The organism is Mesorhizobium sp. PL10 (assembly GCF_053714315.1).
On record NZ_JBSKBR010000017.1, the window covers coordinates 38,721 to 61,251 of the forward strand.

General features: G+C 65.1%; 21 protein-coding genes. 10 read left to right on the forward strand and 11 right to left on the reverse strand.

From position 1 onward, the window contains the following. Positions 1 to 30 precede the first annotated feature (30 nt). Complete coding sequence (locus ACWGTO_RS24300) at positions 31 to 411, reverse strand: SgcJ/EcaC family oxidoreductase (RefSeq protein ID WP_454577336.1); 381 nt, start codon at positions 409 to 411, stop codon at positions 31 to 33. A gap of 202 nt (positions 412 to 613) precedes the next feature. Next, entirely contained in the window at positions 614 to 1,624 is a 1,011-nt protein-coding gene (locus ACWGTO_RS24305) for a zinc-dependent alcohol dehydrogenase family protein (RefSeq protein ID WP_454577337.1), read from the reverse strand. A 96-nt stretch (positions 1,625 to 1,720) separates the two neighbouring features. Between ACWGTO_RS24305 and ACWGTO_RS24310 the strand changes: the two genes are divergently transcribed. Next, a complete protein-coding gene (locus tag ACWGTO_RS24310) occupies positions 1,721 to 2,650 on the forward strand; it encodes a LysR substrate-binding domain-containing protein (RefSeq protein WP_454577338.1) in 930 nt (309 codons plus the stop codon). A 68-nt stretch (positions 2,651 to 2,718) separates the two neighbouring features. On the opposite strand, the gene ACWGTO_RS24315 is transcribed toward ACWGTO_RS24310, so the two are convergent. Beyond that, positions 2,719 to 3,471, reverse strand: a complete 753-nt coding sequence (locus ACWGTO_RS24315; RefSeq protein ID WP_454577339.1) for a slipin family protein — start codon at positions 3,469 to 3,471, stop codon at positions 2,719 to 2,721. Next, positions 3,468 to 4,850 carry an NfeD family protein gene (locus ACWGTO_RS24320; protein ID WP_454577340.1) on the reverse strand — a complete coding sequence of 461 codons (1,383 nt, stop codon included), beginning with the start codon at positions 4,848 to 4,850 and terminating at the stop codon, positions 3,468 to 3,470. The genes ACWGTO_RS24315 and ACWGTO_RS24320 overlap by 4 nt, the downstream gene beginning before the upstream one ends. Positions 4,851 to 5,066: 216 nt before the next feature. Here ACWGTO_RS24320 and ACWGTO_RS24325 point away from each other — a divergent pair, with 216 nt between their 5' ends. The 7 genes from ACWGTO_RS24325 (at position 5,067) to ACWGTO_RS24355 (ending at position 11,556) form a co-directional block, all read left to right on the forward strand. Then, a complete protein-coding gene (locus ACWGTO_RS24325; RefSeq protein ID WP_454577341.1) occupies positions 5,067 to 5,552 on the forward strand; it encodes a hypothetical protein in 486 nt (161 codons plus the stop codon). Positions 5,553 to 5,701: 149 nt separating this feature from the next. Then, positions 5,702 to 6,304, forward strand: coding sequence for a CDP-alcohol phosphatidyltransferase family protein (locus ACWGTO_RS24330; RefSeq protein ID WP_454577342.1), 603 nt, complete (start codon positions 5,702 to 5,704; stop codon positions 6,302 to 6,304). A gap of 41 nt (positions 6,305 to 6,345) precedes the next feature. Continuing rightward, positions 6,346 to 8,127 carry a bifunctional alpha/beta hydrolase/class I SAM-dependent methyltransferase gene (locus ACWGTO_RS24335; RefSeq protein WP_454577422.1) on the forward strand — a complete coding sequence of 594 codons (1,782 nt, stop codon included), beginning with the start codon at positions 6,346 to 6,348 and terminating at the stop codon, positions 8,125 to 8,127. Between the two features lie 4 nt (positions 8,128 to 8,131). After that, complete coding sequence (locus ACWGTO_RS24340; protein WP_454577343.1) at positions 8,132 to 9,478, forward strand: phosphatase PAP2/dual specificity phosphatase family protein; 1,347 nt, start codon at positions 8,132 to 8,134, stop codon at positions 9,476 to 9,478. Beyond that, on the forward strand, positions 9,475 to 9,906 hold the full coding sequence (locus ACWGTO_RS24345) for a hypothetical protein (RefSeq protein ID WP_454577344.1): 432 nt from the start codon (positions 9,475 to 9,477) through the stop codon (positions 9,904 to 9,906). Before ACWGTO_RS24340 ends, ACWGTO_RS24345 begins: the two co-directional genes overlap by 4 nt. Before the next feature lie 8 nt (positions 9,907 to 9,914). After that, complete coding sequence (locus ACWGTO_RS24350) at positions 9,915 to 10,583, forward strand: lysophospholipid acyltransferase family protein (protein ID WP_454577345.1); 669 nt, start codon at positions 9,915 to 9,917, stop codon at positions 10,581 to 10,583. Positions 10,584 to 10,623: 40 nt separating this feature from the next. Continuing rightward, entirely contained in the window at positions 10,624 to 11,556 is a 933-nt protein-coding gene (locus ACWGTO_RS24355) for a phosphatidate cytidylyltransferase (RefSeq protein WP_454577423.1), read from the forward strand. 88 nt (positions 11,557 to 11,644) lie between these two features. Here ACWGTO_RS24355 and ACWGTO_RS24360 read toward each other — a convergent pair whose 3' ends face one another. The 7 genes from ACWGTO_RS24360 to ACWGTO_RS24390 form a co-directional block, all read right to left on the reverse strand. Next, positions 11,645 to 13,252 carry an FGGY-family carbohydrate kinase gene (locus ACWGTO_RS24360; protein WP_454577346.1) on the reverse strand — a complete coding sequence of 536 codons (1,608 nt, stop codon included), beginning with the start codon at positions 13,250 to 13,252 and terminating at the stop codon, positions 11,645 to 11,647. A 165-nt stretch (positions 13,253 to 13,417) separates the two neighbouring features. After that, the gene (locus ACWGTO_RS24365; RefSeq protein ID WP_454577347.1) at positions 13,418 to 14,146 is read right to left on the reverse strand and encodes an SDR family oxidoreductase; all 729 of its coding nucleotides are present in this window, start codon (positions 14,144 to 14,146) and stop codon (positions 13,418 to 13,420) included. A 28-nt stretch (positions 14,147 to 14,174) separates the two neighbouring features. Next, entirely contained in the window at positions 14,175 to 15,434 is a 1,260-nt protein-coding gene (locus ACWGTO_RS24370; RefSeq protein ID WP_454577348.1) for a sugar ABC transporter permease, read from the reverse strand. After that, positions 15,431 to 16,252: an ATP-binding cassette domain-containing protein gene (locus tag ACWGTO_RS24375; protein ID WP_454577349.1), complete on the reverse strand. Its 822-nt coding sequence runs from the start codon at positions 16,250 to 16,252 to the stop codon at positions 15,431 to 15,433. Before ACWGTO_RS24375 ends, ACWGTO_RS24370 begins: the two co-directional genes overlap by 4 nt. A gap of 152 nt (positions 16,253 to 16,404) precedes the next feature. Further along, a complete protein-coding gene (locus tag ACWGTO_RS24380; protein ID WP_454577350.1) occupies positions 16,405 to 17,469 on the reverse strand; it encodes an ABC transporter substrate-binding protein in 1,065 nt (354 codons plus the stop codon). Positions 17,470 to 17,698: 229 nt separating this feature from the next. Next, complete coding sequence (locus ACWGTO_RS24385) at positions 17,699 to 18,583, reverse strand: AraC family transcriptional regulator (RefSeq protein ID WP_454577351.1); 885 nt, start codon at positions 18,581 to 18,583, stop codon at positions 17,699 to 17,701. A gap of 230 nt (positions 18,584 to 18,813) precedes the next feature. Then, positions 18,814 to 20,361 carry a winged helix-turn-helix domain-containing tetratricopeptide repeat protein gene (locus tag ACWGTO_RS24390; RefSeq protein WP_454577352.1) on the reverse strand — a complete coding sequence of 516 codons (1,548 nt, stop codon included), beginning with the start codon at positions 20,359 to 20,361 and terminating at the stop codon, positions 18,814 to 18,816. A gap of 204 nt (positions 20,362 to 20,565) precedes the next feature. On the opposite strand from ACWGTO_RS24390, the gene ACWGTO_RS24395 reads away from it, so the two are divergent. Beyond that, on the forward strand, positions 20,566 to 20,880 hold the full coding sequence (locus tag ACWGTO_RS24395) for a hypothetical protein (protein WP_454577353.1): 315 nt from the start codon (positions 20,566 to 20,568) through the stop codon (positions 20,878 to 20,880). A 423-nt stretch (positions 20,881 to 21,303) separates the two neighbouring features. Beyond that, entirely contained in the window at positions 21,304 to 22,365 is a 1,062-nt protein-coding gene (locus tag ACWGTO_RS24400) for a maleylacetate reductase (protein ID WP_454577354.1), read from the forward strand. The last annotated feature ends 166 nt before the right edge of the window (positions 22,366 to 22,531 follow it).

Below are 22,531 nucleotides of genomic sequence, written 5' to 3' on the forward strand. Positions count from 1 at the left end.
CTCCCCTTTGAGTCCTCTTTGAGGGGGAGATCAGGCTCTCGCCAGCAAATTCGCATCCCGCGCCAGCCGCCAGCGGCCGTCGCTCTCCTTGCGCAGCAGCGTCAGCGTATACCCCGACCGCCGCGCAGGCTCGCCGCCGGGCGGCGTGGTCGTCATGTCGATGCGGTTGCGGATATAGGCCCAGTCGCCGAGCACCTTGAGCTCGATGATCTCGCTCGTGCCGTCGATCTTCGTCTCGCCCATGCCTTGGACGGCGGCGGCAAAGGCCTCCTTGCCGAATGGCTCGCTGCCGGGAACCATGAAGACCACATCGTCGGTCATCAAGGTGAGCACGATTTTCAGGTCGCCTTTCCGGCTTGCCGCCATCCACCTGTCGACCACCTGCCGGATAGCGCTTTCGTCGTCGGTCATTGTTGTCTCCCGTCGAGCCGCTCTGCCGGTGAATAGATGGGGCAATCGTTGCCGACGGCAATGTGCATGGACAAGGGGAGGTCACGGGTAGCCTCCCCAGCGGCGGATGGGGGTTTGCGATCCAAGCGAGGCGCCCTCCCTCCCCGCAACGCTGGAGATTGGCAGTTCAACCGCCTCGCCAATTTCCAGCGTCAGCCCTTCCCTACCACTCCAACCCGAATACCAGCTTGCCGAAATGCAGGCCGCCGGCGGCCATGTGGGCGTAGGCTTCGCCCGCCTCGTCCTGGGAAAACACCTTGTCGACCACCGGCTCGATCCCGGCCGCGCCGATGGCCCGGGCGGCGTCGCGAAGGTCGGACACCGATCCGGTGTTGTTGCCGATCACCTTCAGCGCCTTGATGATGATCGGCAGCAGATTGATGGTGGCCTCGGCGCCGGTGACGAAGCCGATGGTGAACAGCGTGCCGCCGGGCGCGGTGGCGTTGACGGCACGGGCGAAGGTGGCGGTGCCGCCGGTCTCGACGACGAGGTCGGCGCCGAGGCCATCGGTCAGCTCCAGCACCTTGCCGTCCCAATCGGGCGTCGCGCGGTAGTTGATGAGATGATCGGCGCCGAGCGCCTTGGCCCGCTCCAGCTTCTCGTCCGAAGACGAAGTGATGATGACGGTGGCCCCGGCCGCCTTGGCGAGCTGAAGAGTGAAGATGGAGACGCCGCCGGTGCCAAGCAGCACGACGACCGAGCCTGGCCCGACATCGGCGGCGCGGATGGCGTTCCAGGCGGTGGTGCCGGCGATCGGCAGCGTCGAGGCCGCCTCGAAGGAGAGATGCGCCGGGACTGGCACCAGCGAATTGGCCGGCAGCGCGACATATTCGGCCAGCGACCCCGGCAGCGAGATGCCGCGCATCTGCGTCATCTCGTAGGGCCGCGGCCGACCACCGATCCAGCGCGGCTTGGCATGCGCGACGACGCGATCGCCGATGGCGAATCTCGTAACGCCCTCGCCCAGCACGACGATCTCGCCGGCACCGTCGGCAACCGGGATGAGCGGAAAGCTCGGTCCGGGATAATTGCCGCTCGCCACGGTGACATCGACGAAATTGAGGCTCGCCGCGCGCTGGCGGATCAGCACCTCGCCGCGTTGCGGTTCGGGGGTTGCGACGGTGGTGGCGCGGAAGGCGTCCAGCCTGGGCTGGCTCAGTTCGATGGCTTTCATGGTTTCACTCCAAGGGACGATTGATGGATTGAGTGAACCTAGTTCCTGCACTATTGCTGGATAATCCCTGCTTTCCGCAATTTAGAACTGTGAATCATGCAGCAATCCCATGAACCTCTGGCCCTTGCGGAAATGGCGGCCTTCGCCGCCATCGCCGAGGCGCGCTCCTTCACCAGGGCGGCGGCGCGTGTCGGACGCGACGCGACCATCCTGTCGCGGCGCCTGCAATCGCTGGAGGAGCGGCTGGGCGTCAGGCTGCTCCGTCGCACGACGCGCAGCGTGTCGCTGACCGAAGCCGGCGCCGAATTCCTGGTGCGGGTGCGCGCCATTCTCGCTGCCGTCGACGAGGCCGAGGCCACCGCGTCGGCCCATGCCGGCGGCGGCCCGCGCGGCCTGCTCAGGCTGGCGCTGCCCGGCACGTTCGGACGCATGTGGATCGGTCCGCTGCTGCCTCAATTCCTTGCCGAATTTCCCGATGTCCGCATCGAGGCCGAATTCTCCAACCGCTTCGCCGATCTGGTCGCCGAGAATTTCGACGTCGCCGTGCGGCTGGGTAGCCTGGAGGATTCGCGCCTGGTGGCGCGCAAGGTAGCGACGCGACGCCGGCTGCTCTGCGCCGCTCCCTCCTATCTCGCACGCAGGGGCAGGCCGGATACGCCGCGGGCGCTGCTCGACCATTCCTGCCTTGGCTTCTCGGGCTTCCAGACCTTTCCGGCCTGGGAGATGACCGACCGCGAGGGCCGGCGCGCGCGCGTCGAGGTTTCGGGGCCGTTGGTCACCGACGATGCCGAGGTACTGGTCGAGGCCGCCGTGCAAGGCGTCGGCCTGATGATGAGCACCGACTGGCTGGTCGGCCGCGAACTCGCCGACGGACGGCTGGTGCCAATCCTGGAAGACTGGACGCTGGCCGACGAAGGGGCGATCTATGTCGTCACGCCCTCAGCCAAGGGACAAGCCGCCAAGACGCGCGCCTTCGCCGACTGGATCGGCAAGCGCTTCGCGCCGGAGCCGCCCTGGCGGCGGTGAGGTGAAGGACGGCGAAGACGGAGATAAACCCGATCTCCCGCCTCGTGGGGGGATTACGCGCTCCTCCCCTACTTCTGGTTCAGGAACTGGCTGAGTAAATCCACCGGCAGCGGGAACACCACCGTGGACGAGCGCTCGCCGGCGATGTCGTGCAAAGCCTCGAAATAGCGCAGCTGCATGGCCTGCGGCTCGGCCGCCAGCATCTTGCCGGCCTCGACGAGTTTTGCCGCCGCCTGCTGCTCGCCATCGGCATTGATCACCTTGGCGCGCCGCAGTCGCTCGGCTTCGGCCTGCTTGGCGATGGCGCGGATCATGCTTTCGTTCAAGTCGACGTGCTTGATCTCGACATTGGACACCTTGATGCCCCAGGCATCGGTGCGCTGATCGAGGATCTCCTGGATGTCGCTGTTGAGCTTGTCGCGCTCGGCCAGCATCTCGTCGAGCTCGTGCTTGCCGAGCACCGAGCGCAGCGTGGTCTGCGCCAGCTGGTTGGTGGCGGCCATGAAGTCCTCGACCTGGATGATCGCCCGCTCGGCGTCGACGATGCGGAAATAAAGCACCGCGTTGACTTTCACCGAGACGTTGTCGCGCGAAATCACGTCCTGCGGCGGCACGTCCTGCACCACCACGCGCAGATCGACCTTCACCATCTGCTGGACGAAGGGGATCAGGATGATGAGGCTCGGTCCCTTGACCCCGGTGAAGCGGCCGAGCGTGAAAACCACGCCGCGCTGATATTCCCTGAGGATGCGGATGGCCGCGGACAGGAACATGATCACGACCAGCGCCAGGACCAGATAGGCGACATAACCAACCATCATTGTCTTGCTCCATTCCTTCCCGCGTCGCGGCGCCGTACGGTCAGCACGAGGTCGCTGATGTCGGTCACCTCGACGCTGTCGCCAGCCGCGATCGGCTCGTCGGCCTTTGCACGCCAGCGCTCGCCCAAGGCCAGCACATGGCCCTCGCCGCCCTGCCAGTCGAGGATCTCGGCCGGCACGCCGCGCATCGCCTCGCCGCCGACGCGCGCTGGGTTCTTGCGCGCCGCCCAGACATAGGTGCCGGTCAGCAGCGCCAGCCCAAGCGTCAAGGCTGCGGCGGGACCAATGACGGCCCATGACATGGCAAAGCCCGGCCCCTCTACCCTCAGCAGCATGGCGGCCCCGAACAGGAAGGCAGCCACGCCGCTGAGCCCAAGCACGACGGTGGGGTTGAAGGCCTCGATGACGAGGAAGGCGATGCCGAGCAGCATCAGGGCAAGGCCGGTATAGTTGATCGGCAGGAGGTCGAGCGCGTAGAGCCCGAGCACCAGGCAGAGGGTGCCGATGACGCCGGGCGCCACGGCCCCTGGGCTGGTGAACTCGAAGACGATGCCATAGACGCCGACCAGCATCAGGATGACGGCGATGTTGGGATCGGTGATGACGGAAAGCAGCTGGATGAACCAGCCGGGTTCCAGCGCCTCGACCGGCAGCCCTTTGGTCGCCAGGACCACTTTCTTGCCGGCCACCTCGACAGTGCGCCCATCGGCCAGTTGCAGCAGCTCGGTGGTGTCGTGGGCGACGAAGTCGATGACATGTTCCTGCCGCGCCGCGTTGGCCGAAAGGCTCGCCGCTTCGCGCACGGCCTTCTCGCCCCAGTCGCCATTGCGGCCGCGCAGTTCGGCGAGCGAACGGATCAAGGCAACCGCGTCATTGGTCACCTTTGTCATCATCGCGTCGCCCGCTGGCCGTCCGGTGGCGTCCTTCTCGTCCTTGGCCGGGCCGTTGTCCTTCTCGCCACCAGGAAGCGCCGGCAGCCCGCCCATCTCCACCGGCGTCGCGGCGCCCAGATTGGTTGCCGGCGCCATCGCCGCGACATGGGTGGCATAGAGGATGTAGGTGCCGGCGCTCGCCGCATGGCCGCCGGCGGGCGCGACATAGCCGATGACGGGCACCGGCGAGGCGAGGATGTCGGCGATCATCTCGCGCATCGAGGTGACCAGCCCGCCAGGCGTGTCAAGCTGAAGGATGAGGACCGCGGCATCGCGCTTGGCGGCGACGTCTAACGCTTCCTCGAGCTGCCTTGTGCTTGCCGGCCCGATGGCGCCGTCGATGGCGACGCTCAGCGCGACCTTCCCGCTCCCGGCTGATGAGAAGGGAGAAACGACAGCCGCGACAACGAAGGCCGCAGCAAAAAGGGCCACCCGCGCGAAGGTCACGCTCAAAGCTCCATAAATTCAATATGGGTTGTATTTTGGCGAAGTCCATGGGGAGTGGTGCCGATGATTGGCGAACGCGGCTGAGCGCGCAATCTCAGGGGAGATTGCGCCCGCAGCCGTTTTCGCCAACTATCGCCGCAGCGCCCGGCTTCAGTTATTCTCTGTGATCCGGGCCGCGGATGCCTGGCTGGCCTGGGGGAGACCATGAGAAGCGGATTGGCGAAATTCATCGTGGCCGTCGCTGCCACACTGCAGGCCGCGCAGCCGGTGTTTGCGGCGCCGTGCGGCTGGACCGCAAAGATGGAGGAAGACGAGGGCGGCAGCGTGCTGACGGCTTCGGTGTGCGGCGGACCGAAGGCCGATGCGCATCTGATGCTGGTCTGTTTCGAGAAGCCGGTGCTGAGCTACGATCTTGGCCCCTCCGGCCAGCAGTTGGAGCCTGGCATCAGCGGCTCCTTCACCTTCAAGGCCGGCGACAAAAGCGTCACCAAAACACTCCAGCTCGAGGCGATGTACAATTATTTCACGCTCGAATTGTCAGGTGCGACCGATCCGCTCATCGCTTTGTTGCGAGGCAAGGGCGACGTCACGGTTACAGCCGACAAATACGGCGAGAACAGCTTTCCGTTGACGGGATCGAGCGCTGCCATCGGCAAGGTGCTGGCGCAGTGCGGCAAAGGTTCAGCCGGCGACGCTGACTGAGGCCATAGCCCTGACTGAATTGCGGCATGGAGATGGCGGGCGTTGAGCCCGCCATTTTGTTTGCCGGTGCAGAACGGGCTCTTGCGTCTTGCCCGCCGATTGACCAATCTCGCCGACACTGTCATGAGCCGCGGTCGGGGGGATCGCATATGCCTACGCTCTATGCACTGAAACCGGCCTTTCAGGCCAGGTTGCGGCCGCTGGCCGACCGGCTGGCCGACGCCGGCGTCACCGCCAACCAGATCACGCTTCTCGCCGCCGCGCTCTCCATCGCTGCCGGCCTGGTGGTTGCCGTTTTTGCCGGCCATCGTGCGATTTTCCTGTTGATGCCTGTGGTGCTGTTCGTCCGCATGGCGCTCAACGCCATCGACGGGATGCTGGCCAGAGAACATGGGCAGGCGTCGAAACTCGGCATGTATCTCAACGAACTCTGCGACGTCGTCTCCGACCTGGCGCTGATCCTGGCCTTTGTAAGCCTGTTCCCGGCCTGGGGTGTCGTGGCTTTCGCCATTGCCGCCATGCTTGTCGAGTTCGCCGGGGTGCTCGGTGTCGCCGCCGGCAGCGGGCGCAACTACGCCGGGCCGTTCGGCAAGAGCGACCGGGCGCTGACGCTCGGCGTCATTGGCTTCCTCATCGCCTGTGGCCTGTGGGCCGAGGCGATCGCGCCCTTTGTGTTTCCGGTCTTGGCTACACTGTCTGCGGTAACCGCCATCAACCGGATACGCAGCGGCCTTAGAGCGGGCGGCGCCTGATGCCCAAGCGTCAGCAGCCCGACCGCCAGAGGGAAACCATGATCCACCAGACCATCAATGCTGCAGCACCAACAAGCCTCAAGCGCGTGGTGCAGGAGCGGACCTTCAAAAGCCATGACGGCACCGAGATCTTCTACCGCTACTGGCCGGCCGCCGGATCGACGCCCAAGGGTGCGATCATGCTCTTCCATCGCGGCCACGAGCATGGCGGCCGCATGGCGCATCTGGTCGACGAACTCGCCATGCCCGATCATGCCTTCTACGCCTGGGATGCGCGCGGCAATGGCCGCTCGGCCGGCGAGCGCGGCTATGCCCCGTCCTTCGCCGCCCTGGTGCGCGACATCGACTGCCTGGTGCGCGAAATCGGACGGGATGGCTTTGGCCAGCGCGACATCGCGCTGATCGCGCAATCTTTCGGCGCCGTGCTTGCCGCCGCGTGGGTGCACGACTATGCGCCCGACATCCGCGCGCTGGTGGTGGCCTCGCCGGCCTTCTCGGTAAAACTCTACGTGCCCTTCGCCAAGGAGGGCATTGCGCTGTGGCAGAAGCTCAAGGGCCGCTTCTTCGTCAATTCCTACGTCAAGGCGAAGTTCCTGACGCATGACGCCGAGCGGATCGCTTCCTTCGACGCCGATCCGCTGATCACACGGCCGATCGCTTCGAACATCCTGGTCGAACTCTACGACCACGCCGCCCGCATTGTCTCGGACGCCCGCGCCATCACCGTGCCGACGCAGTTGCTGGTCTCGGGCAGCGACTGGGTGGTGCGGCATGGGCCGCAGCACGAGTTCTTCGTCAATCTCGGCAGCGGCGCCAAGGAGCGGCATGTGCTGCCCGGCTTCTTCCACGACACGCTGGGCGAGCGCGATCGCAAGCTGGCGTTGGACCTGATCCGGCCGTTCCTCGAAAAGCAGTTTGCCGCACCGGAAAAGCCGATCGACCTGACGTCGGCCGATCGTTCCGGCTATACCCGCGACGAAGCCGACCGGCTGGCCTCGCCGCTGGCGCTGCTGTCGCCCAAGGGCCTCTACTGGGCGATGAGCCGGGCCTCGATCCGCATGGGCGCCTGGCTGTCTTCGGGCATGAGGACGGGCATTGCCACCGGCTTCGATTCCGGCTCGACGCTCGACTATGTCTATGAGAACGAAGCGCGTGGCACCGGCTTCATCGGCCGCATGATCGACCGCACCTTCCTCGACGCCATCGGCTGGCGTGGCATCCGCCAGCGCAAGCTGCATCTGGAAGAGCTGATCGGCAACGCCGTGGCCAGCCTGAAGGCAGCCGGCCGTCCCGTCCACATGCTAGACATCGCCGCCGGCCATGGCCGCTATGTGCTCGATGCCGTCGCCAAATGCGCCGAGTTGCCGGCGAGCGTGCGGCTGCAGGACTATTCCGAGCTCAATGTCGGGCTCGGCTCGAAGCTGATCGCAGAGCGGAATCTGCCAACCAGCGTCAGCTTCCACAAGGCCGACGCCTTCGATGCCGAGATACTGGCCAGGCAAAAGCCCGCGCCGGACCTCGCCATCGTCTCCGGGCTTTACGAATTGTTCGCCGACAATACGATGATTTCCCGCTCTCTCGGTGGACTGGCCAGCGCCATGCAGCCCGGCAGCCTGCTCATCTACACCAACCAGCCATGGCATCCGCAGCTGGAAATGATCGCGCGCAGCTTGACCTCGCATCGCGGCGGCCAGGCCTGGGTGATGCGGCGGCGCACGCAAGGCGAGATGGACCAGCTGGTGAAGGCGGCCGGTTTCGAGAAGATCGACCAGCGCATCGACCAGTGGGGAATCTTCACCGTTTCAGTCGCACGGCGCGTCTGAGACCATGGCCCCGCCTGTCACCGACCCTGCCCCCGCCCCGGCGCGGGAACCCTATTCCGGTGTCGTTCTGAGGGCCGCCCTTTGGCTGGCGCTGCTGGCGCCGGCCTTCTATTCGACCTATGGCTTTGCCAACTGGCTGGCATCGCGGCGCGACCATGTCGGCAGCATCGTGTTTGCCTGGGAACACGCCATCCCGTTCATCGCCTGGACGATCGTTCCCTACTGGTCGATCAATCTGTTCTATGGCCTGTCGCTGCTGCTCAACACGACCAGGCGCGGCGTCGATCGGCTCGCCGGCCGCTATCTGACGGCGCAGATCATTGCGGTCTCCTGCTTCATCGCGTTTCCGCTGATGGCGACCTTCGTGCGGCCGGCAACCACCGGCCTGCCGGGCTTTCTCTTCGCCGTGCTCGGCGGCTTCGACAAACCCTTCAACCAGGCGCCGTCCCTGCACATCGCACTCCTGGTGATCATCTGGGACCACTGGCGTCACGTTCTGGTACGCCACCGTCTCGGCGCCATTCTCGGACCCGTCTGGCATGTCTGGTGTTTTCTCATCGGCGCTTCGGTGCTGACGACCTGGCAGCATCATTTCATCGACATTCCGACCGGCGCATTGCTCGGCCTGTTTGCCTTGTGGCTGTTTCCAGGCAAGGGTGAATTGCCTTTCTGGAGCTTCAGAGCGACCCCCGACCCAAAGGCGCGGCGACTGGCGGGATACTATGCGCTCGGTGCCGCCCTCGCCCTGGCCGCCGCTGCCGGCGGGGCGTTTGTCTCCGCCGTCTCGCTCATCTTGTTGTGGCCGGCGCTGGCACTGGCCATCGTTGCCTTCGCCTATGCCGGGGCCGGCGCGAAAGTTTTCCAGAAGGCGGCCGATGGCAGTGTCTCGCTGGCCAGCCGGATCCTGCTCCTGCCCTACCGGCTCGGCGCCCGAATCAATGTGTGGGCGTGGACCCGCCAACTGGCGCCACAAGCGGAAATCACCGACGGCGTTTTCTTCGGCCGGTTTCCGAGCCCAGTGGAGGCCAACCGCTTCGGCACGGTGATCGACCTTGCCGGCGAGCTGGAACGGCCGCGCGGCGTGACCTGCCGGTGGATCAGCTATGCCATGCTCGACCTCGTGGAGCCGCCGCATAACAGGCTGGAGCGGGCGGTGGCGGCGATCGAGCTGGCGCGCCGGCGCGGCAGCGTGCTGGTCTGCTGCGCGCTCGGCTTCCAGCGCAGTGCGGCCATCGTCGCCGACTGGCTGGTTGTGACCGGGCGCTCGCAAACAGCCGCCCAGGCGCGCAAAAATCTCGCTGCATCGGGCCGGCCGGTGCATCTTCATGGCGAGGCGGACGAAGCGGCATGACTGGCGAGTATCCCGAGAAAGCCGAGGCGTTTGCCAGCAGGCTGATGGTCCAGGCCGCATGGCCGATCCTGCTGGTGGTGGCCGCCATCATGGCAGCTCCGGTCATCGGTCTGGTCGCCGCTCCGCACACAACAGCGCTGTCGGCGGCGGCCTGGCTGGTCGCGGCGGCGAATGCCGTGGCTACGCTCGCTCTTTCGGCCTTGCTTTTGTTCGACGCGCTGCTCTTCCGACTGATGGCAAGCCACGCCACCGAGGCCGCCGGCGGCGCCGTGGTCGACGATGTGCTGGCGCGCATGCGGCTGAAACCCACCGCTGCCGGCGGCCGTACGCTCGATCATCGCATCGCAGGCACGCGACGCCTGCTGGTGAAGCAGCGCATCGCCTTCGGCCTGTTTGTGGTGGCGTCATTCGTCGCGGCATATTTTTGAGCCCAGTGATGACAAAACTTCACATTCGCGCCAACACCTTCACCTTGCTGCAGACGGTGACCTCGGTCGGCCTGTCGGCGATGGCCTGGGTGGTGACGGGCGTCAGGCCTATCTGGAACGGCAGCCAGCCATCGGAGAGGCAGCGCATCTACTTCGCCAACCACGCCAGCCATGGCGATTTCATCCTGCTGTCGGCCTGCCTCAGCGAGAAGGTGCGCGCACGTACGCATGCCGTCGCGGCGGCCGAATATTGGGGCAAGTCGCGCCTGCGTCGCTTCATTGCCGAGGACATGTTGTCGTCTGTTCTCATCCACCGGCAGTGGACCGACGAGACGCAGAACCCGATCTCGATCATGCTGTCGGTGCTCGATGACGGCCATTCGCTGATCCTGTTTCCGGAGGGCACACGCAACACGACCGAGGCGGATCTGCTGCCGTTCCGCTCCGGCCTCTACAATCTGTCGATGGCGCGGCCCGACGTCGAACTCATCCCGTGCTGGATCGAGAACATGTCGCGCGTGCTGCCCAAGGGCCAGTTCCTGCCGGTGCCGCTTCTTTGCCGCGTCGTCTTCGGTCCGCCGGTGGCGATCGAGCCCGGCGAGGACCGCCGCGCTTTCCTGGAGCGCGCCCGCCAGACACTGCTGTCACTCGACCCTCGCCCCGATCGGGACGACTAGCCATGACCAGGCATAGAGACTTCGCATGATGCTGCCGCCAATGCATGAAACCGTCATCCTGCTGGTGGGCCTTGTCTGCGTGCTGACCACGGCGAGCGTCGTTGCCGGCATCCTGTCGTGGCGGGCGCCGAAGCCGCTGCCCTCGACGCTCGTCAACCTCAACCAGCGCATCAATGCCTGGTGGGTGATGGTGCTGGCGATCACCGTCGCCTTCTTCTTCGGCCGCACCGGCATGACCATCCTGTTCGCGCTGATCTCGTTTGCGGCGCTGCGCGAATTCGTGACGCTGACGCACAGCCGGCGCAGCGACCACTGGGTGCTGCTCGGCATGTTCGGCATCATCATCCCCTTCCAGTACTGGCTCGTGTGGACCGCCTGGTACGGGCTCTTCACCATCTTCATCCCGGTCTACTGCTTCCTGCTGATGCCGGCGATCACGGCGCTCAACGGCGACACCGAACGCTTCCTCGAGCGCGTGTCGGCGCAGCAATGGGCGGTCATGATCTCCGTCTACTGCGTCAGCCACGTGCCGGCACTGCTGACGCTCGACGTCCCAGGGTTCGAGGGCCGGAACCTGTTGCTCATCGCCTTCCTGATCATCACCGTGCAGGGCAGCGACGTGCTGCAATACATTTTCGGCAAGCTGTTCGGCCGGCATCTGCTGTCGCCGTCCGTCTCGCCGTCGAAGACATGGGAAGGGTTGGTCGGCGGGCTGGTGGCGTCGAGCCTGCTCGGCGCGCTGCTGTCGTTCCTGACGCCGTTCTCGCCGCTGGCGGCGGCCGGCGTCGCCTTCCTCACCTGCCTGATGGGATTTCTCGGCGGGCTGGTCGCATCGGCCATCAAGCGCGACCAGGGCGTCAAGGATTGGGGCCACCTCATCGAGGGCCATGGCGGCATGATGGACCGCGCCGACAGCCTGGTCTTCGCCGCGCCGGTGTTTTTCCACATCGTCCGCTATTTCTGGACGGTGTGAGCAGGAAGCGTCTTGGACCTGCAGTTGGCGCCGACCAATGGTTGTTGCCGCTTTCGCGAAAACGGTAACAACTCTCTCAGGCTCGCCGTCAGCCGCGTATTGCACGTCCCGCCTGCTGCAGCAGTTCGAAGGCGGCGAAACGCTTGTCGTGCCAGGGCACGAGATCGCCGCCGGCCGGGCGATAGATATCGCCGATGCGCGACATGGCGGTCATCGCAGCGATCACATCCGGATAGGTTCCGGCCGCCACCGCAGCCAATACGGCCGAGCCGAGCAGCACCGGCTCGGGCGAGGTCGAACCGGCGACGGTCAGGCTCGTTGTGTCGGCCAGCAGCTGGCGGACCAGGTCGCTCTGCGCGGCGCCGCCACTGACGACGATGGTGTCGATGGCGATGTTCTTTTTCGCCATTGCCGCCACGATCTGGCGCACGCCATAGCCGATGCCCAGCAGGCCGGCGACATAGAGCGTAACCAGGCTGTCGAACGAAGTGTCCATGCCGAGCCCGGCGATCAGCGCCTTGGCCTCGGGGTCGGCGAAGGGCGAGCGGTTGCCGAGAAATTCCGGCACGACATGCAACCCTTCGGCAAGGTGCGCGACTGCGGACATGTCAACGGACTGCGCTGCCGCCTGCCGACCCAGCCAGGCTGCGAGGTTGATGCCCTCGGCCTTGGCTTTCGCGGACGCTTCTGCTGCGGCCGGATGCAAACCGATGAGGTGATCGATCGCCGCGCCCGCCGCCGACTGGCCGCCTTCGTTGAGCCACAGGCCCGGCACCATCGAGGAGAAATACGGACCCCAGACACCCGGCACGAAAGCCGGTTCGCTGGTGCTGGCCATGGTGCAGGCCGACGTGCCGAAGACATAGGCCATGCGGGACTGCAGCGTCCCAACCGAGCCCTGCCCGCCGACCGTGCCGACGCCGCCGGCATGGGCATCGATCAGGCCTGCGGCGACCGGCGTTCCTAGCAGCAGGCCGAGATCGGCCGCGGCAGCTTCGGTCAGGCCCTTCGCCAGCGCGGTGCCGCCCTCGACCACTTCGGTGCCGATCCGGGCAAAGCCTTCGTCGGCCAGCGCGCCGAGGCCGACGGCACGGAAATAGGCATCGTCCCAGCGGCGCTCATGGCCGAGATAGGTCCATTTGCAGGTCAGCGTGCAGATCGAGCGTGCCAGGCTGCCGGTCGAGCGCCAGGTCAGATAGTCGGTCAGGTCGAAGAAATGCTCCGCTGCATCGAAGGTGGCAGGCAGGTTTTCGCGCAGCCACAACAGCTTCGGCGTTTCCATTTCCGGCGAGATGGTGCCGCCGACATAGTCGAGCACGGCGTGCTTGCCGGCGTTGATGCGCTGCGCCTGGTCGAGCGCGCGGTGATCCATCCAGACGATAATGTTGCGCTCGCTGTCCCCCGAGCCGCCGACAGCCAGTGGTGCGCCGCCCTTGCCTACCACGACCAGCGAGCAGGTGGCGTCGAAGCCGATGCCGCCAATGTCGCGCCCGGCGAGCCCCGACTTCGTCACGGCCTCACGCACGCTGGCACAGACGGCGCGCCAGATGTCCTGGCTCGACTGTTCGGCGATCTCGCCAGGCTCGAGGAACAGAGCGATGTCGCGCTTGGCCGAGGCAAGGATGGTGCCGTTGCTGTCGAACACCCCTGCCCTGGCGCTGCCAGTGCCGACGTCAATGCCGATGAAGTGGGACATGGGGGGACCTCAGAGGTGGGCAGTAGGGCAGTAGGGCAGTAGGGCAGTAGGGCAGTAGGGCAGTAGGGCAGTAGGGCAGTAGGGAGATTGTCAGCCGTGGGTAGTCCGCCGCAAGGGCAAAGCTCCCCTCACCTACTGCCCTACTGCCCTACTGCCCTATTCCCCTCACAAATCATTGCTCTGCGGCAGGATCACCAGATCGCGAATGGTGACGTTCCGCGGCCGCGTCAGCATGAACAGCACGGCTTCGGCCACCTCGATCGGTTGAATCAGGCCGCCCTTGGCCAATTCATCGTCAAGCTTGTCCTTTGGCCAATCGCTGATCAGCGCTGTGACCACTGGCCCCGGCTGCACCGCGCCGACGCGCAGGCCGTGCGGGGCAACCTGCCGGCGCACCGTGTGGACGAAGGCCTGGATGGCATGTTTGGAGGCGGTGTAGATCGGCTCCCAGACCACCGGCACCAGCCCGGCGATCGAAGAGGTGACGATGATGTCGCCGGTCTTGCGTTCGACCATGTGCGGCAGCACGGCGTGCACGGATCGGAACACCGCGTTGATGTTGAGGTTCAGCACGCGGTCCCATGTATCGGGGTCGCCATCGAGCACAGGGCCGCCGACATAGGCGCCGGCGTTGGCGTGGAAGATATCGAGCTGGCCGGCTTTCTCCAGGATCTGCGGCATCATCGTCGCGACACTGGCCGGCTTCATCAGGTCGATCACCAGCGGGATAGCATTGGGGCCGAGTTCGGCGCAGACGCCCCTCAAGGCGTCTTCGGCGCGATCGACGAGCACGACGCGCACACCGGCGGCAATCAGAGCCCGGGCGCATTCCAGCCCGATGCCCGACGCGGCGCCGGTGATTGCCGCGACTTTTCCACTCAGATCCTGAGCCATGCTTCTTGTCCTCGTACTGTGATTGCGTTCAGGCGCGGCCGTGGGAAACCCGCGAGCGCCGTGCCAGGGAGTCGACGATGACCGCGATCGCCAGAACGGCGCCGGTGATCATGTATCGAAGCGACGACGACAGATCGAGCAAGGTCAGCCCGCTGGCGATCGACTGGATGACGATGATGCCGAGCAGCGCGGAGTAGGCGCTGCCGCGGCCGCCGAACAGGCTGGTTCCGCCGATCACGGCCGCCGCGATGGCGTTGAGGTTGACGTCGCCGGTGCCGGCCTGCTGGCTGGCCGAGGCCAGCCGCGCCGCCGACAGCACGCCGCCAAGGGCGGCAAACATCGAGCACATGACGAAGGCGCTGAGATAGATCGAGCGCACCTTGATGCCGGCGCGGCGCGCTGCTTCACGGTTGCCGCCGACGGCAGTCATCGAGCGGCCCCATTGCGTGCGGGTCAGCGCATAGTTCATCGCCACCACAAGACCGACGAACAGGCCGAACATCCACGGTATGCCCCGCGCCTGGTTGAGGTAGCCGACGATCAGTTCGAGCAGGATGGTCAAGGCGGCGACGCGCACGATGAGGCCGCCAACCGACGGCGCCGACAAATTGACGGCGCGGCGGCGGCTGACGGTGCGCAGGCCGGTGATCAGCATGACGATGCCGGGAACTGCGGCCAGCGCATAGGACAGCCAATCCGGCATGACCAGCAACTGGCCGAAATTCACCAGGTTCGAACCGTAAGGCAGATTGATCGAGCCGGTGGAGCCGAGGATGTAGAGCTGCAGGCCGAGCACGGCGAGCAGACCGGCGAGCGTCGAGACGAAGCTCGGCATGCCGAGCCGGTTGAACAGCAGAGCATAGAGCGCGCCGATGAAGCCGCCGACGGCGAGTGCCGCGAGGATGGCGAGCGCCACCGGCCAGCCCTGATTGACCCACAGCGTGCCGACCATGGCCGAGGCAAAGCCGCTGATCGAGCCGACCGACAGGTCGATCTCGCCAACCATCAGCACGCAGACGATGCCGAGCGCGATGACGCCGACGGTCGAGCAGTCGAACAGAAGATTGACGAGGTTGCTCGACGAGACGAACACCGGATTGAGGGCGGTGAACACGCTCCAGATGATGACCAGCCCGACGATCACCGGCAGCGAGCCGAGGTCGCCGGAGCGGACGCGGTCGAAGAAGGCGCTGATCGCGCCGCCGACGCCGGCCTGGTGCTTGACGCGCACGTCGCTGCGGTCGAGCGCCGTCGAGGCGGAGGTGTCCTGCTTGGGCTCTGCGCTCATGGCCGCTGCTCCTGTGATTGCGCCTGTGCTGCCTTGCGCCGTTCGGCGCGGCGCGACACCGCATTGTTGGCGGCGCCGGTGATGGCGCTGACCAGTTCCTGGTTGGAGGCGTCGGGTTCGAAGACGCCATTGTTGCGGCCCAATCTCAGCACGACGATGCGGTCGGCGACGGCGCGGACGTCCTCCATATTGTGGCTGATCATCAGCACGCCGAGGCCGCGTTCGCGCACCCGGTCGATAAGGTTCAGCACCTCCGCCGTCTGGGCGACGCCAAGGGCGGCAGTCGGCTCGTCAAGCAGGATCACCTTGGGGTCGAGCAGCAGCGAACGCGCAATCGCCACGGTCTGGCGCTGGCCGCCGGACAGCGAGGCGACCGCCTCGCGGACGCTCGGAATACGCGCCGACAATTCATTGAGCAGCGTCCAGGCGCGGATCTCCATCGCCACCTCATCCAGCCGCAGCGGGTTGAGCTCCTTGCCGAGGAAGATGTTGGCGACGACGTCGAGGTTTTCGCAGAGCGCCAGGTCCTGGAAGACGGTGGCGATGCCGAGTGTCAGTGCAGCACTCGGGTCGGGCATGGTCACCTGCTTGTCGCGGAAATTGATGGTGCCCGAGGTCGGCTGGTGGACGCCGGCGAGGATCTTGACCAGCGTCGACTTGCCGGCGCCATTGTCGCCGACCAGCGCCACCACCTCGCCGGCATGAACATCGAGGTCGATATCGGTGAGCGCCGAAACGGCGCCGAAATTCTTCGAAATGCCGCGCAGGCTGAGCACCAGCTCGCCTGCCGAAACCGGTCCGTCAGAGATGTCAGACATCGTGGCAAACCTTTCCGGATGACCGGTCAAGAGTGACTGCGAACTTCCGGCCACCGCAGGGGCGGCCGGAAGGCAGGATCAGGATTCTACGTCTTCCTTTTATGCATGTCGTTATCCCAAAACCGCTGGGCACTTTTGGGCGACATGCATTGTCAGTTGGTGATGCCGAGCTTCTTGCAGCCTTCGGCATAGCGGTCGACGCAAAGCTCTTCGGCGGTGTTGATCTTCTTGTCGATGATCTCGGCCTTGAGGTTTTCCTGCGTCACCACCGCCGGAGTGAACAGCTGCGAGGGCGTGTCGTAGAGGGTCATTTCGGCCTTCGGCGTCTCGCCCGACAGAAGCTGGACGGCGACGTTGGCGGCAGCGGCCGCAACGATCTCACTCGGCTTTGAGATGGTGTTGTACTGATCGCCGGCGATGATCAGCTGCAGGGCGGCGATGGTCGCGTCGTTGCCGGTGACGGGCGGCACCGGATCGACGCCGGCTGCCTTGAAGGCGGCGATGGCGCCACCGCCGGTACCGTCATTGGCGGCGACGACGCCGACGATCTGCGTGGAGAAGCGGGTGATCTGGCCGCTTGCCCATTGCTGCGCCTTCGGCGGCGCCCATTCCGGCGTGTCGAACTCGGCCAGGATCTTGTAGCCGCTGTTGTCGAGGCTCGAATGGATGCCCTTCTTGATCAGCCCGGCGGCCGCGTCGGTCGGTGAGCCGTTGATCTGCAGCAGACCACCGCTGGCCGGATCGACCTTCAGCGCCTTGAGATGCTCGACGAGCGAGTCGGCTATGGCCTTGCCGATGCCTTCATTGTTGAACGAGACGTAGAAGTCGGCAGGTGCCGTCGGGATCGGCCGGTCATAGGCGATGACCTTGACGCCCTGGCTCTGCGCCAGCTTGACCAGCGAGGCGGCGGCGGTCGAGTCGACGGGGTCGAGCACGATCGCCTTGGCGCCCTGCGAGATCACCGAATTGAACTGCTGCTGCTGGCGCGAGGCGTCTGCATCGGCATTCTGGTAGATCACCTTGCAGCCTGGGCAGAGCTTTTTCATCTCGGCGGCAAAGCCGGGATAGTCGTGCTGCTCGTAGCGGGTCGAGGCCTGGTCGGGCATCAGGAAGGCGACCGTGGCGTCGGTGACCGGGGCGGCAAAGGCGGCGGTGCCGCTGAGAAGCGAAAGTGCCAGCGCTGCGGCGCCGGATGATTTCCAAGCAAATCTGGTCATTCTGATATCTCCGTTTGAAGGAATGGTTTCACGAAGCCCTGTCACCACATGGCGCCGGGCCTTGACTGCAAGTCGGTCTGTTGCGAGGAATGACGTCGCACTTGATCCGTGCCACGCATCCTCTTGAGATCGCTGGATTTCAGGACAAGCGATCTCCAGCACGGGACGCCTCCAACGCACCCCGCGTCCTTTCTTCCCAAAAATCTAAAGCTCCTCCCGGTCCTCCCTGTTAGGCGGCAATCTCCGCACTGATGTTTTCCGCCAGCAAAGCCCTGAAGCGCGAAGGCGACATGCCTTTCTGGGTCAGGAACTGGCGGTTGAAATTGGAAATGTTGTTGTAGCCGGCGGCGTAGCAGATCTCGGTGATCGCCATGTCAGCCTCGCTCATCAGCAACTGGCAGGCGAGGTTGATGCGGAGCCGGTTGACGTACTGCACCAGCGCCATGCCGGTGTGACGGCGGAAGCTGCGCGAAAACGCGCTCGGGCTGCGTCCGGCAATCGCCGCCAAATCGCTTTCGCTGAACGGCTCGGTCAGATTGGAGTTGATATAGGCAAGCGCCTTGTTGACGCCGGCCGACATGAAGCCCGAAGGGTCAGGCAGATAGCTGGCGCTGGTCAGGGTCCGCACATCGGCGGCGCGGCTCAAGATATCGATCGTTTCCATGAACAGCGCGATGCGGCGCACGCCTTGCGCCTCGACCAGTTCGGCCAGCACCGGCGCCGCGAGCTTCGCGGTGGCAGCCGAGAACAGCGCGCCGCGGCGGCTAAGCTCGAGAATGTTTTCACAACCGGCAAGTTCGGGTAACGCCGCCGTGGCATCGGCGATGAACTCTTGCGAGAATTGTACGACGCGACCGCGCAACGGCACGCTGGTGCCGGCCGGCACATCGCTGACCCAGTTGTGCGGCAGGTTCGGGCCGGTGAGCACGAGATTGCCGGGTTCGAACTCGCCGATAAAATCGCCGACGAAATAGTGGCCGGTGGTGGCGACGACATGGTGGATTTCGTATTCGGGATGGAAGTGCCAACGCACAGTGTGGAAGGGATAGCCGTGAGCCCAAGCCTTGAACGACTCGCCACGTCTGATCTGGACGACTTCCAAGTCCGGATTCATATCAGTTCCTCCCGGCGCCGGTCCGGTCATGCGACCAGTTGCAGTGCCCTCTTCCGCAGGCCGCGTTTGCCGCTCTCTGCAGTGATCAAAGCTTAGGCGGCAATCCTTGCCGCCGCCACCACGGTGTGTCCATATCACTGATACTTTTTTGACATTCTTGCGGTCGAGGCAACGCGGTTGCGAGCAGGACGGCGTCTCTCGCATCGTACTCCGCCCCGACAGGTGGTCCTCTAGTCCGGCACTCCAAGGCTTCTCAGGGCTTTTTCGTGTCGGTCGAGAATTTCAGCTGTGAAGGGCATCGAGTAGCGAACCGCCCGCAAGGTGAGTTCCGGATATTCGTGCCGACAACGCGCCATATATTGCTGGGCTTCATCCAGACGCCCCGCTTCGACAAGGGCTGGGATCAGCGTTCGCAGTATCCACAAGGCATTCGGATGCTCCGCCAGGATACGCAGATACAGGTCCGCCGCCTGGCCGGGCCGCCCAGCGCTGAAGTGCACGACAGCGAGGCCCAAATGACAGGTATAAACCATGGGGTCGAACGGCCCCAGTCGCAACGACCGCTCGAAACATTCGGCCGCCCGCTCGACCTCATCTCTGTAGGCCGCAACCCAGCCGCTCCTGTTCCACGCGAAGGCTGAATTGGGATCGATCGAACACGCCTTTTCCAGCAGCGCGCCTGCGGTGACGAAATTGCCCGACACGGTGTGGGCAGCGCCGAGCACGGCCAGGGAAAATGGATCGTCGCCGTTAAGTTCGGCAGATCGCTCCGCCAGCCCCAGCGCACGGCGCCGGTCGGCCTCCGGCGAGGTCGACCAATTGTAGATCTTGCGCTGCGCATGGCACCAGGACAGCAGGGACAGGGCCAGTGGATAATCGGGGTCGCCAAGCAAAGCCTTCTCAAGCGTCTCGATGGCGATCGCGTTGTCGTGGCGGCCAAGCGCCCAGACATGCGGCAGACTGCGCATCACCAGATCGTAGGTTTGCAGGTCGCCCGGCCGCTTGCGGCGCGCACGCTCGATTTCCGCCATCTGGATCGACGGCAGAATGGTGCCTGCAACACCCGCCGTCACATTGTCCTGCAGCGCAAACGCTTCCGCGATGTCACCCTTGAAGCCTTCCGCCCAGATCAGACTGCCGGTCTCTGCTTCGACCAATCTGGCCGAGATGCGGAGCTGATCGAGTTGCCGGCGCACGCTTCCTTCCAGCACGTAGCGCACGCCGAGCTCGCGGCCGATGCGCGACAGGTCGAGCGCCTGGCCGCGGTAGGCCAAGGCCGAGTTGCGCGACATGACGAACAAGCCGCGAATGCGCGCCAGCGCCGCCGTGATCTCCTCTACCGTGCCGTCGGCGAGGTAGGATTGCTCCGGGTCCGACGACAGGTTCTCGAACGGAAGCACGACGAGCGACGGCTTGTCGGGGAGCTGAGGCGACGGACGCGCGTCGACAGCTGGCGGCCCCTCCAGCACTTCGCCAGGCAGCATGTAGCCACGGCGCGGCATAGTGCGGATCAACATCTGCGCTGTGTCGCCTAGCGCGCGACGAATGTCGCTGATGCATTGGGTGAGTGAATCCTCGGTGACGACGACGTCGCTCCACACCGCATGCAGAAGCTCGTCCTTCGACACCAGCCGGCCGGCGTTGCGGATGAGAAAAATCAACAGATCGAGCGATTTCGGCCGCAGCGCGATCTCGCCAGAACCGTCGCGCAACACTCCGGCGCGCGTGTCGAGGCTGAAGCCGGCGAAGCGGTAGATCGGCTGTGGCTCAGCGTTCATCGCGATCGTCTGCTCCTCGCAATTTTCAGGGCTTCGTCAGCATTCTTTCAGGCCGCTTTCCGGACACGCATTTCGAAAGAGCGCAATCTCGCACTCAGCGATGAAGGTGGCAAGAAACCGAAGTCGAAACGTCGGGCGAGATCGCTGCAACGATGCGTAGGCCAAGGTAGCGCCGAACGTCGGAAATCACAGCAGGAGGCAACCATGTCCAGCAAGGAGATAAATGCCATGACGACGGCCTATCATTTCATTGATGCCGAAAAAGCCTACCCGCGGCGCGCTTCCTTCCCGCTTTCCCGGCTGTACGAGGCGGCGAAATGGACGCTGTTGTGGCTGCCACGCTTCTGGAAAGCGCGCAGCGAACTGTCAGGTTTGGCCGCCATGAGCGAGTGCGAGCGCCGCGATATTGGCCTCACCGGCTGCGACATCGGCAACGCCCTCGCCTTACCCGTCGACCGCGACCCGACAAAGGTCCTGGCGCAGGTGGTGGCAGATCGCCGCCTTCGCCGCGAACTCTGACGGAAAGCGAATATTGCCTTGGGTTTCTGGGGATATTCGACATGCCCTGTACTGAACGCCGCCGCAGGCGGCGCATAGCTTGCGCAACCTCGACACCCCCAGAGGTCACGCATCCATCGGCTCGCGGTCAAAGCCCCAGATCACCGCCTGCTCATGGCGCTTGATCGGGTGTTTGAAGTTGTCGAAACTCTGGCGGATGTGCTTGGAGAAAGCATCGACGGCAGCGCGCGGCGTGTCTCAGCAGGCCGAGCCAATATGGTCTATTAAATCGGGCGGAAATGATCATCTTAGATCCTGCCTGCGCGCTACTGTCCCTGGTAGGGCGAACCTGGAGAAAAACATGCCCCAGACCGGCATCGGGTCGTTCAACGAGGCCTATTCCGCCGAGAGGGTCGCCTTGGCGCGCAAGGGGAGCCAGGCGGCATGACACGGGCGTTCACCTATTCCGGCAGCCCGGCGCATATCGTCTTTGGCAATGGGGCCTCGTCGCAGGTCGCGGCCTGGATCGAAAAGCTCGGCTGCAGGCGCGCGCTGGTGCTGTCGACGCGGCATCGAGCGGCGGATGGCGAGGCGCTGGCGAAGCGGCTCGGACCGTTGGCGGCAGGCGTGTTCTCGGGTGCGGCGATGCACACGCCTGTCGAGGTTACGGACGCCGCCATCGGCAAGGCAACGGAGGTTCAGGCAGACTGCGTCGTCGCCCTCGGCGGCGGCTCGACCACGGGCCTCGGCAAGGCAATAGCGTACAGTACCGACCTGCCGCAGATCGTCATTCCGACCACCTATGCCGGCTCCGAAGTGACGCCAATCCTCGGCCAGACCGAGAACGGCGAAAAGACCACCGTGCGCGACGCAAAAATCCTGCCCGAGCTGGTCATCTACGACCCTGAACTGACCATCGGCCTGCCGGTGGCGGTGAGTGTCACCTCCGGCCTCAACGCCATGGCACATGCGGCGGAGGCGCTCTACGCACAGGATCGCAATCCGATTTCGACGCTGATGGCGACGGAAGGGCTGCGCGCGCTCAAGGCTGCGCTTCCCGTGCTGGTGAAAGAGCCGAGAAATCTCGACGCGCGCGGCGATGCGCTCTACGGCGCCTGGCTGTCCGGCATGGTGCTCGGCACTGTCGGCATGGCGCTGCATCACAAGATCTGCCACACGCTGGGCGGCTCGTTCGACATGCCGCATGCCGAGACCCATGCGGTGATGCTGCCGCACACGATCGGCTTCAACGCGATGGCCGTGCCCGAGCTGCTCAAGCCTGTCACCGAGATCTTTGGCGGTAGCGCCGGCGGCGGCCTATACGATTTCGCCAAGGCGGTCGGCGCGCCGCTGTCGCTCAGGGAACTCGGCCTCAAGAAAGCCGATCTCGACCGTGCCGCCGAGATCGCGACCAAGAACCCATACTGGAATCCGCGGCCTTTCGACCGCGCCGCAATCCGCGCCCTGTTGCAGGACGCGTGGGAGGGAAGACGCCCGCAGAACTGACCACGGGTTAGGTAAAGCGGCAATCTGCTACAGCCGCGCGCCCAGCCCCTGCCCTTTCGCGCATCGGTGACAGGCACGGCCGGCCCCGCATGAGCGGTGCGCGCCGCTCACGCTTTTGTGCGCGCAAAAAAGTTCGGCGCTCAAAAAGGCCATTGACATCAGCCGT

Coding starts and splice junctions, on each gene's coding strand:
- ACWGTO_RS24300 (WP_454577336.1), bottom strand. CDS start 411: ATGACCGACGACGAAAGCGCTATCCGGCAGGTGGTCGACAGGTGGATG.
- ACWGTO_RS24305 (WP_454577337.1), bottom strand. CDS start 1,624: ATGAAAGCCATCGAACTGAGCCAGCCCAGGCTGGACGCCTTCCGCGCC.
- ACWGTO_RS24310 (WP_454577338.1), top strand. CDS start 1,721: ATGCAGCAATCCCATGAACCTCTGGCCCTTGCGGAAATGGCGGCCTTC.
- ACWGTO_RS24315 (WP_454577339.1), bottom strand. CDS start 3,471: ATGATGGTTGGTTATGTCGCCTATCTGGTCCTGGCGCTGGTCGTGATC.
- ACWGTO_RS24330 (WP_454577342.1), top strand. CDS start 5,702: ATGCCTACGCTCTATGCACTGAAACCGGCCTTTCAGGCCAGGTTGCGG.
- ACWGTO_RS24340 (WP_454577343.1), top strand. CDS start 8,132: ATGGCCCCGCCTGTCACCGACCCTGCCCCCGCCCCGGCGCGGGAACCC.
- ACWGTO_RS24345 (WP_454577344.1), top strand. CDS start 9,475: ATGACTGGCGAGTATCCCGAGAAAGCCGAGGCGTTTGCCAGCAGGCTG.
- ACWGTO_RS24350 (WP_454577345.1), top strand. CDS start 9,915: ATGACAAAACTTCACATTCGCGCCAACACCTTCACCTTGCTGCAGACG.
- ACWGTO_RS24355 (WP_454577423.1), top strand. CDS start 10,624: ATGCATGAAACCGTCATCCTGCTGGTGGGCCTTGTCTGCGTGCTGACC.
- ACWGTO_RS24360 (WP_454577346.1), bottom strand. CDS start 13,252: ATGTCCCACTTCATCGGCATTGACGTCGGCACTGGCAGCGCCAGGGCA.
- ACWGTO_RS24365 (WP_454577347.1), bottom strand. CDS start 14,146: ATGGCTCAGGATCTGAGTGGAAAAGTCGCGGCAATCACCGGCGCCGCG.
- ACWGTO_RS24370 (WP_454577348.1), bottom strand. CDS start 15,434: ATGAGCGCAGAGCCCAAGCAGGACACCTCCGCCTCGACGGCGCTCGAC.
- ACWGTO_RS24375 (WP_454577349.1), bottom strand. CDS start 16,252: ATGTCTGACATCTCTGACGGACCGGTTTCGGCAGGCGAGCTGGTGCTC.
- ACWGTO_RS24380 (WP_454577350.1), bottom strand. CDS start 17,469: ATGACCAGATTTGCTTGGAAATCATCCGGCGCCGCAGCGCTGGCACTT.
- ACWGTO_RS24385 (WP_454577351.1), bottom strand. CDS start 18,583: ATGAATCCGGACTTGGAAGTCGTCCAGATCAGACGTGGCGAGTCGTTC.
- ACWGTO_RS24390 (WP_454577352.1), bottom strand. CDS start 20,361: ATGAACGCTGAGCCACAGCCGATCTACCGCTTCGCCGGCTTCAGCCTC.
- ACWGTO_RS24395 (WP_454577353.1), top strand. CDS start 20,566: ATGTCCAGCAAGGAGATAAATGCCATGACGACGGCCTATCATTTCATT.
- ACWGTO_RS24400 (WP_454577354.1), top strand. CDS start 21,304: ATGACACGGGCGTTCACCTATTCCGGCAGCCCGGCGCATATCGTCTTT.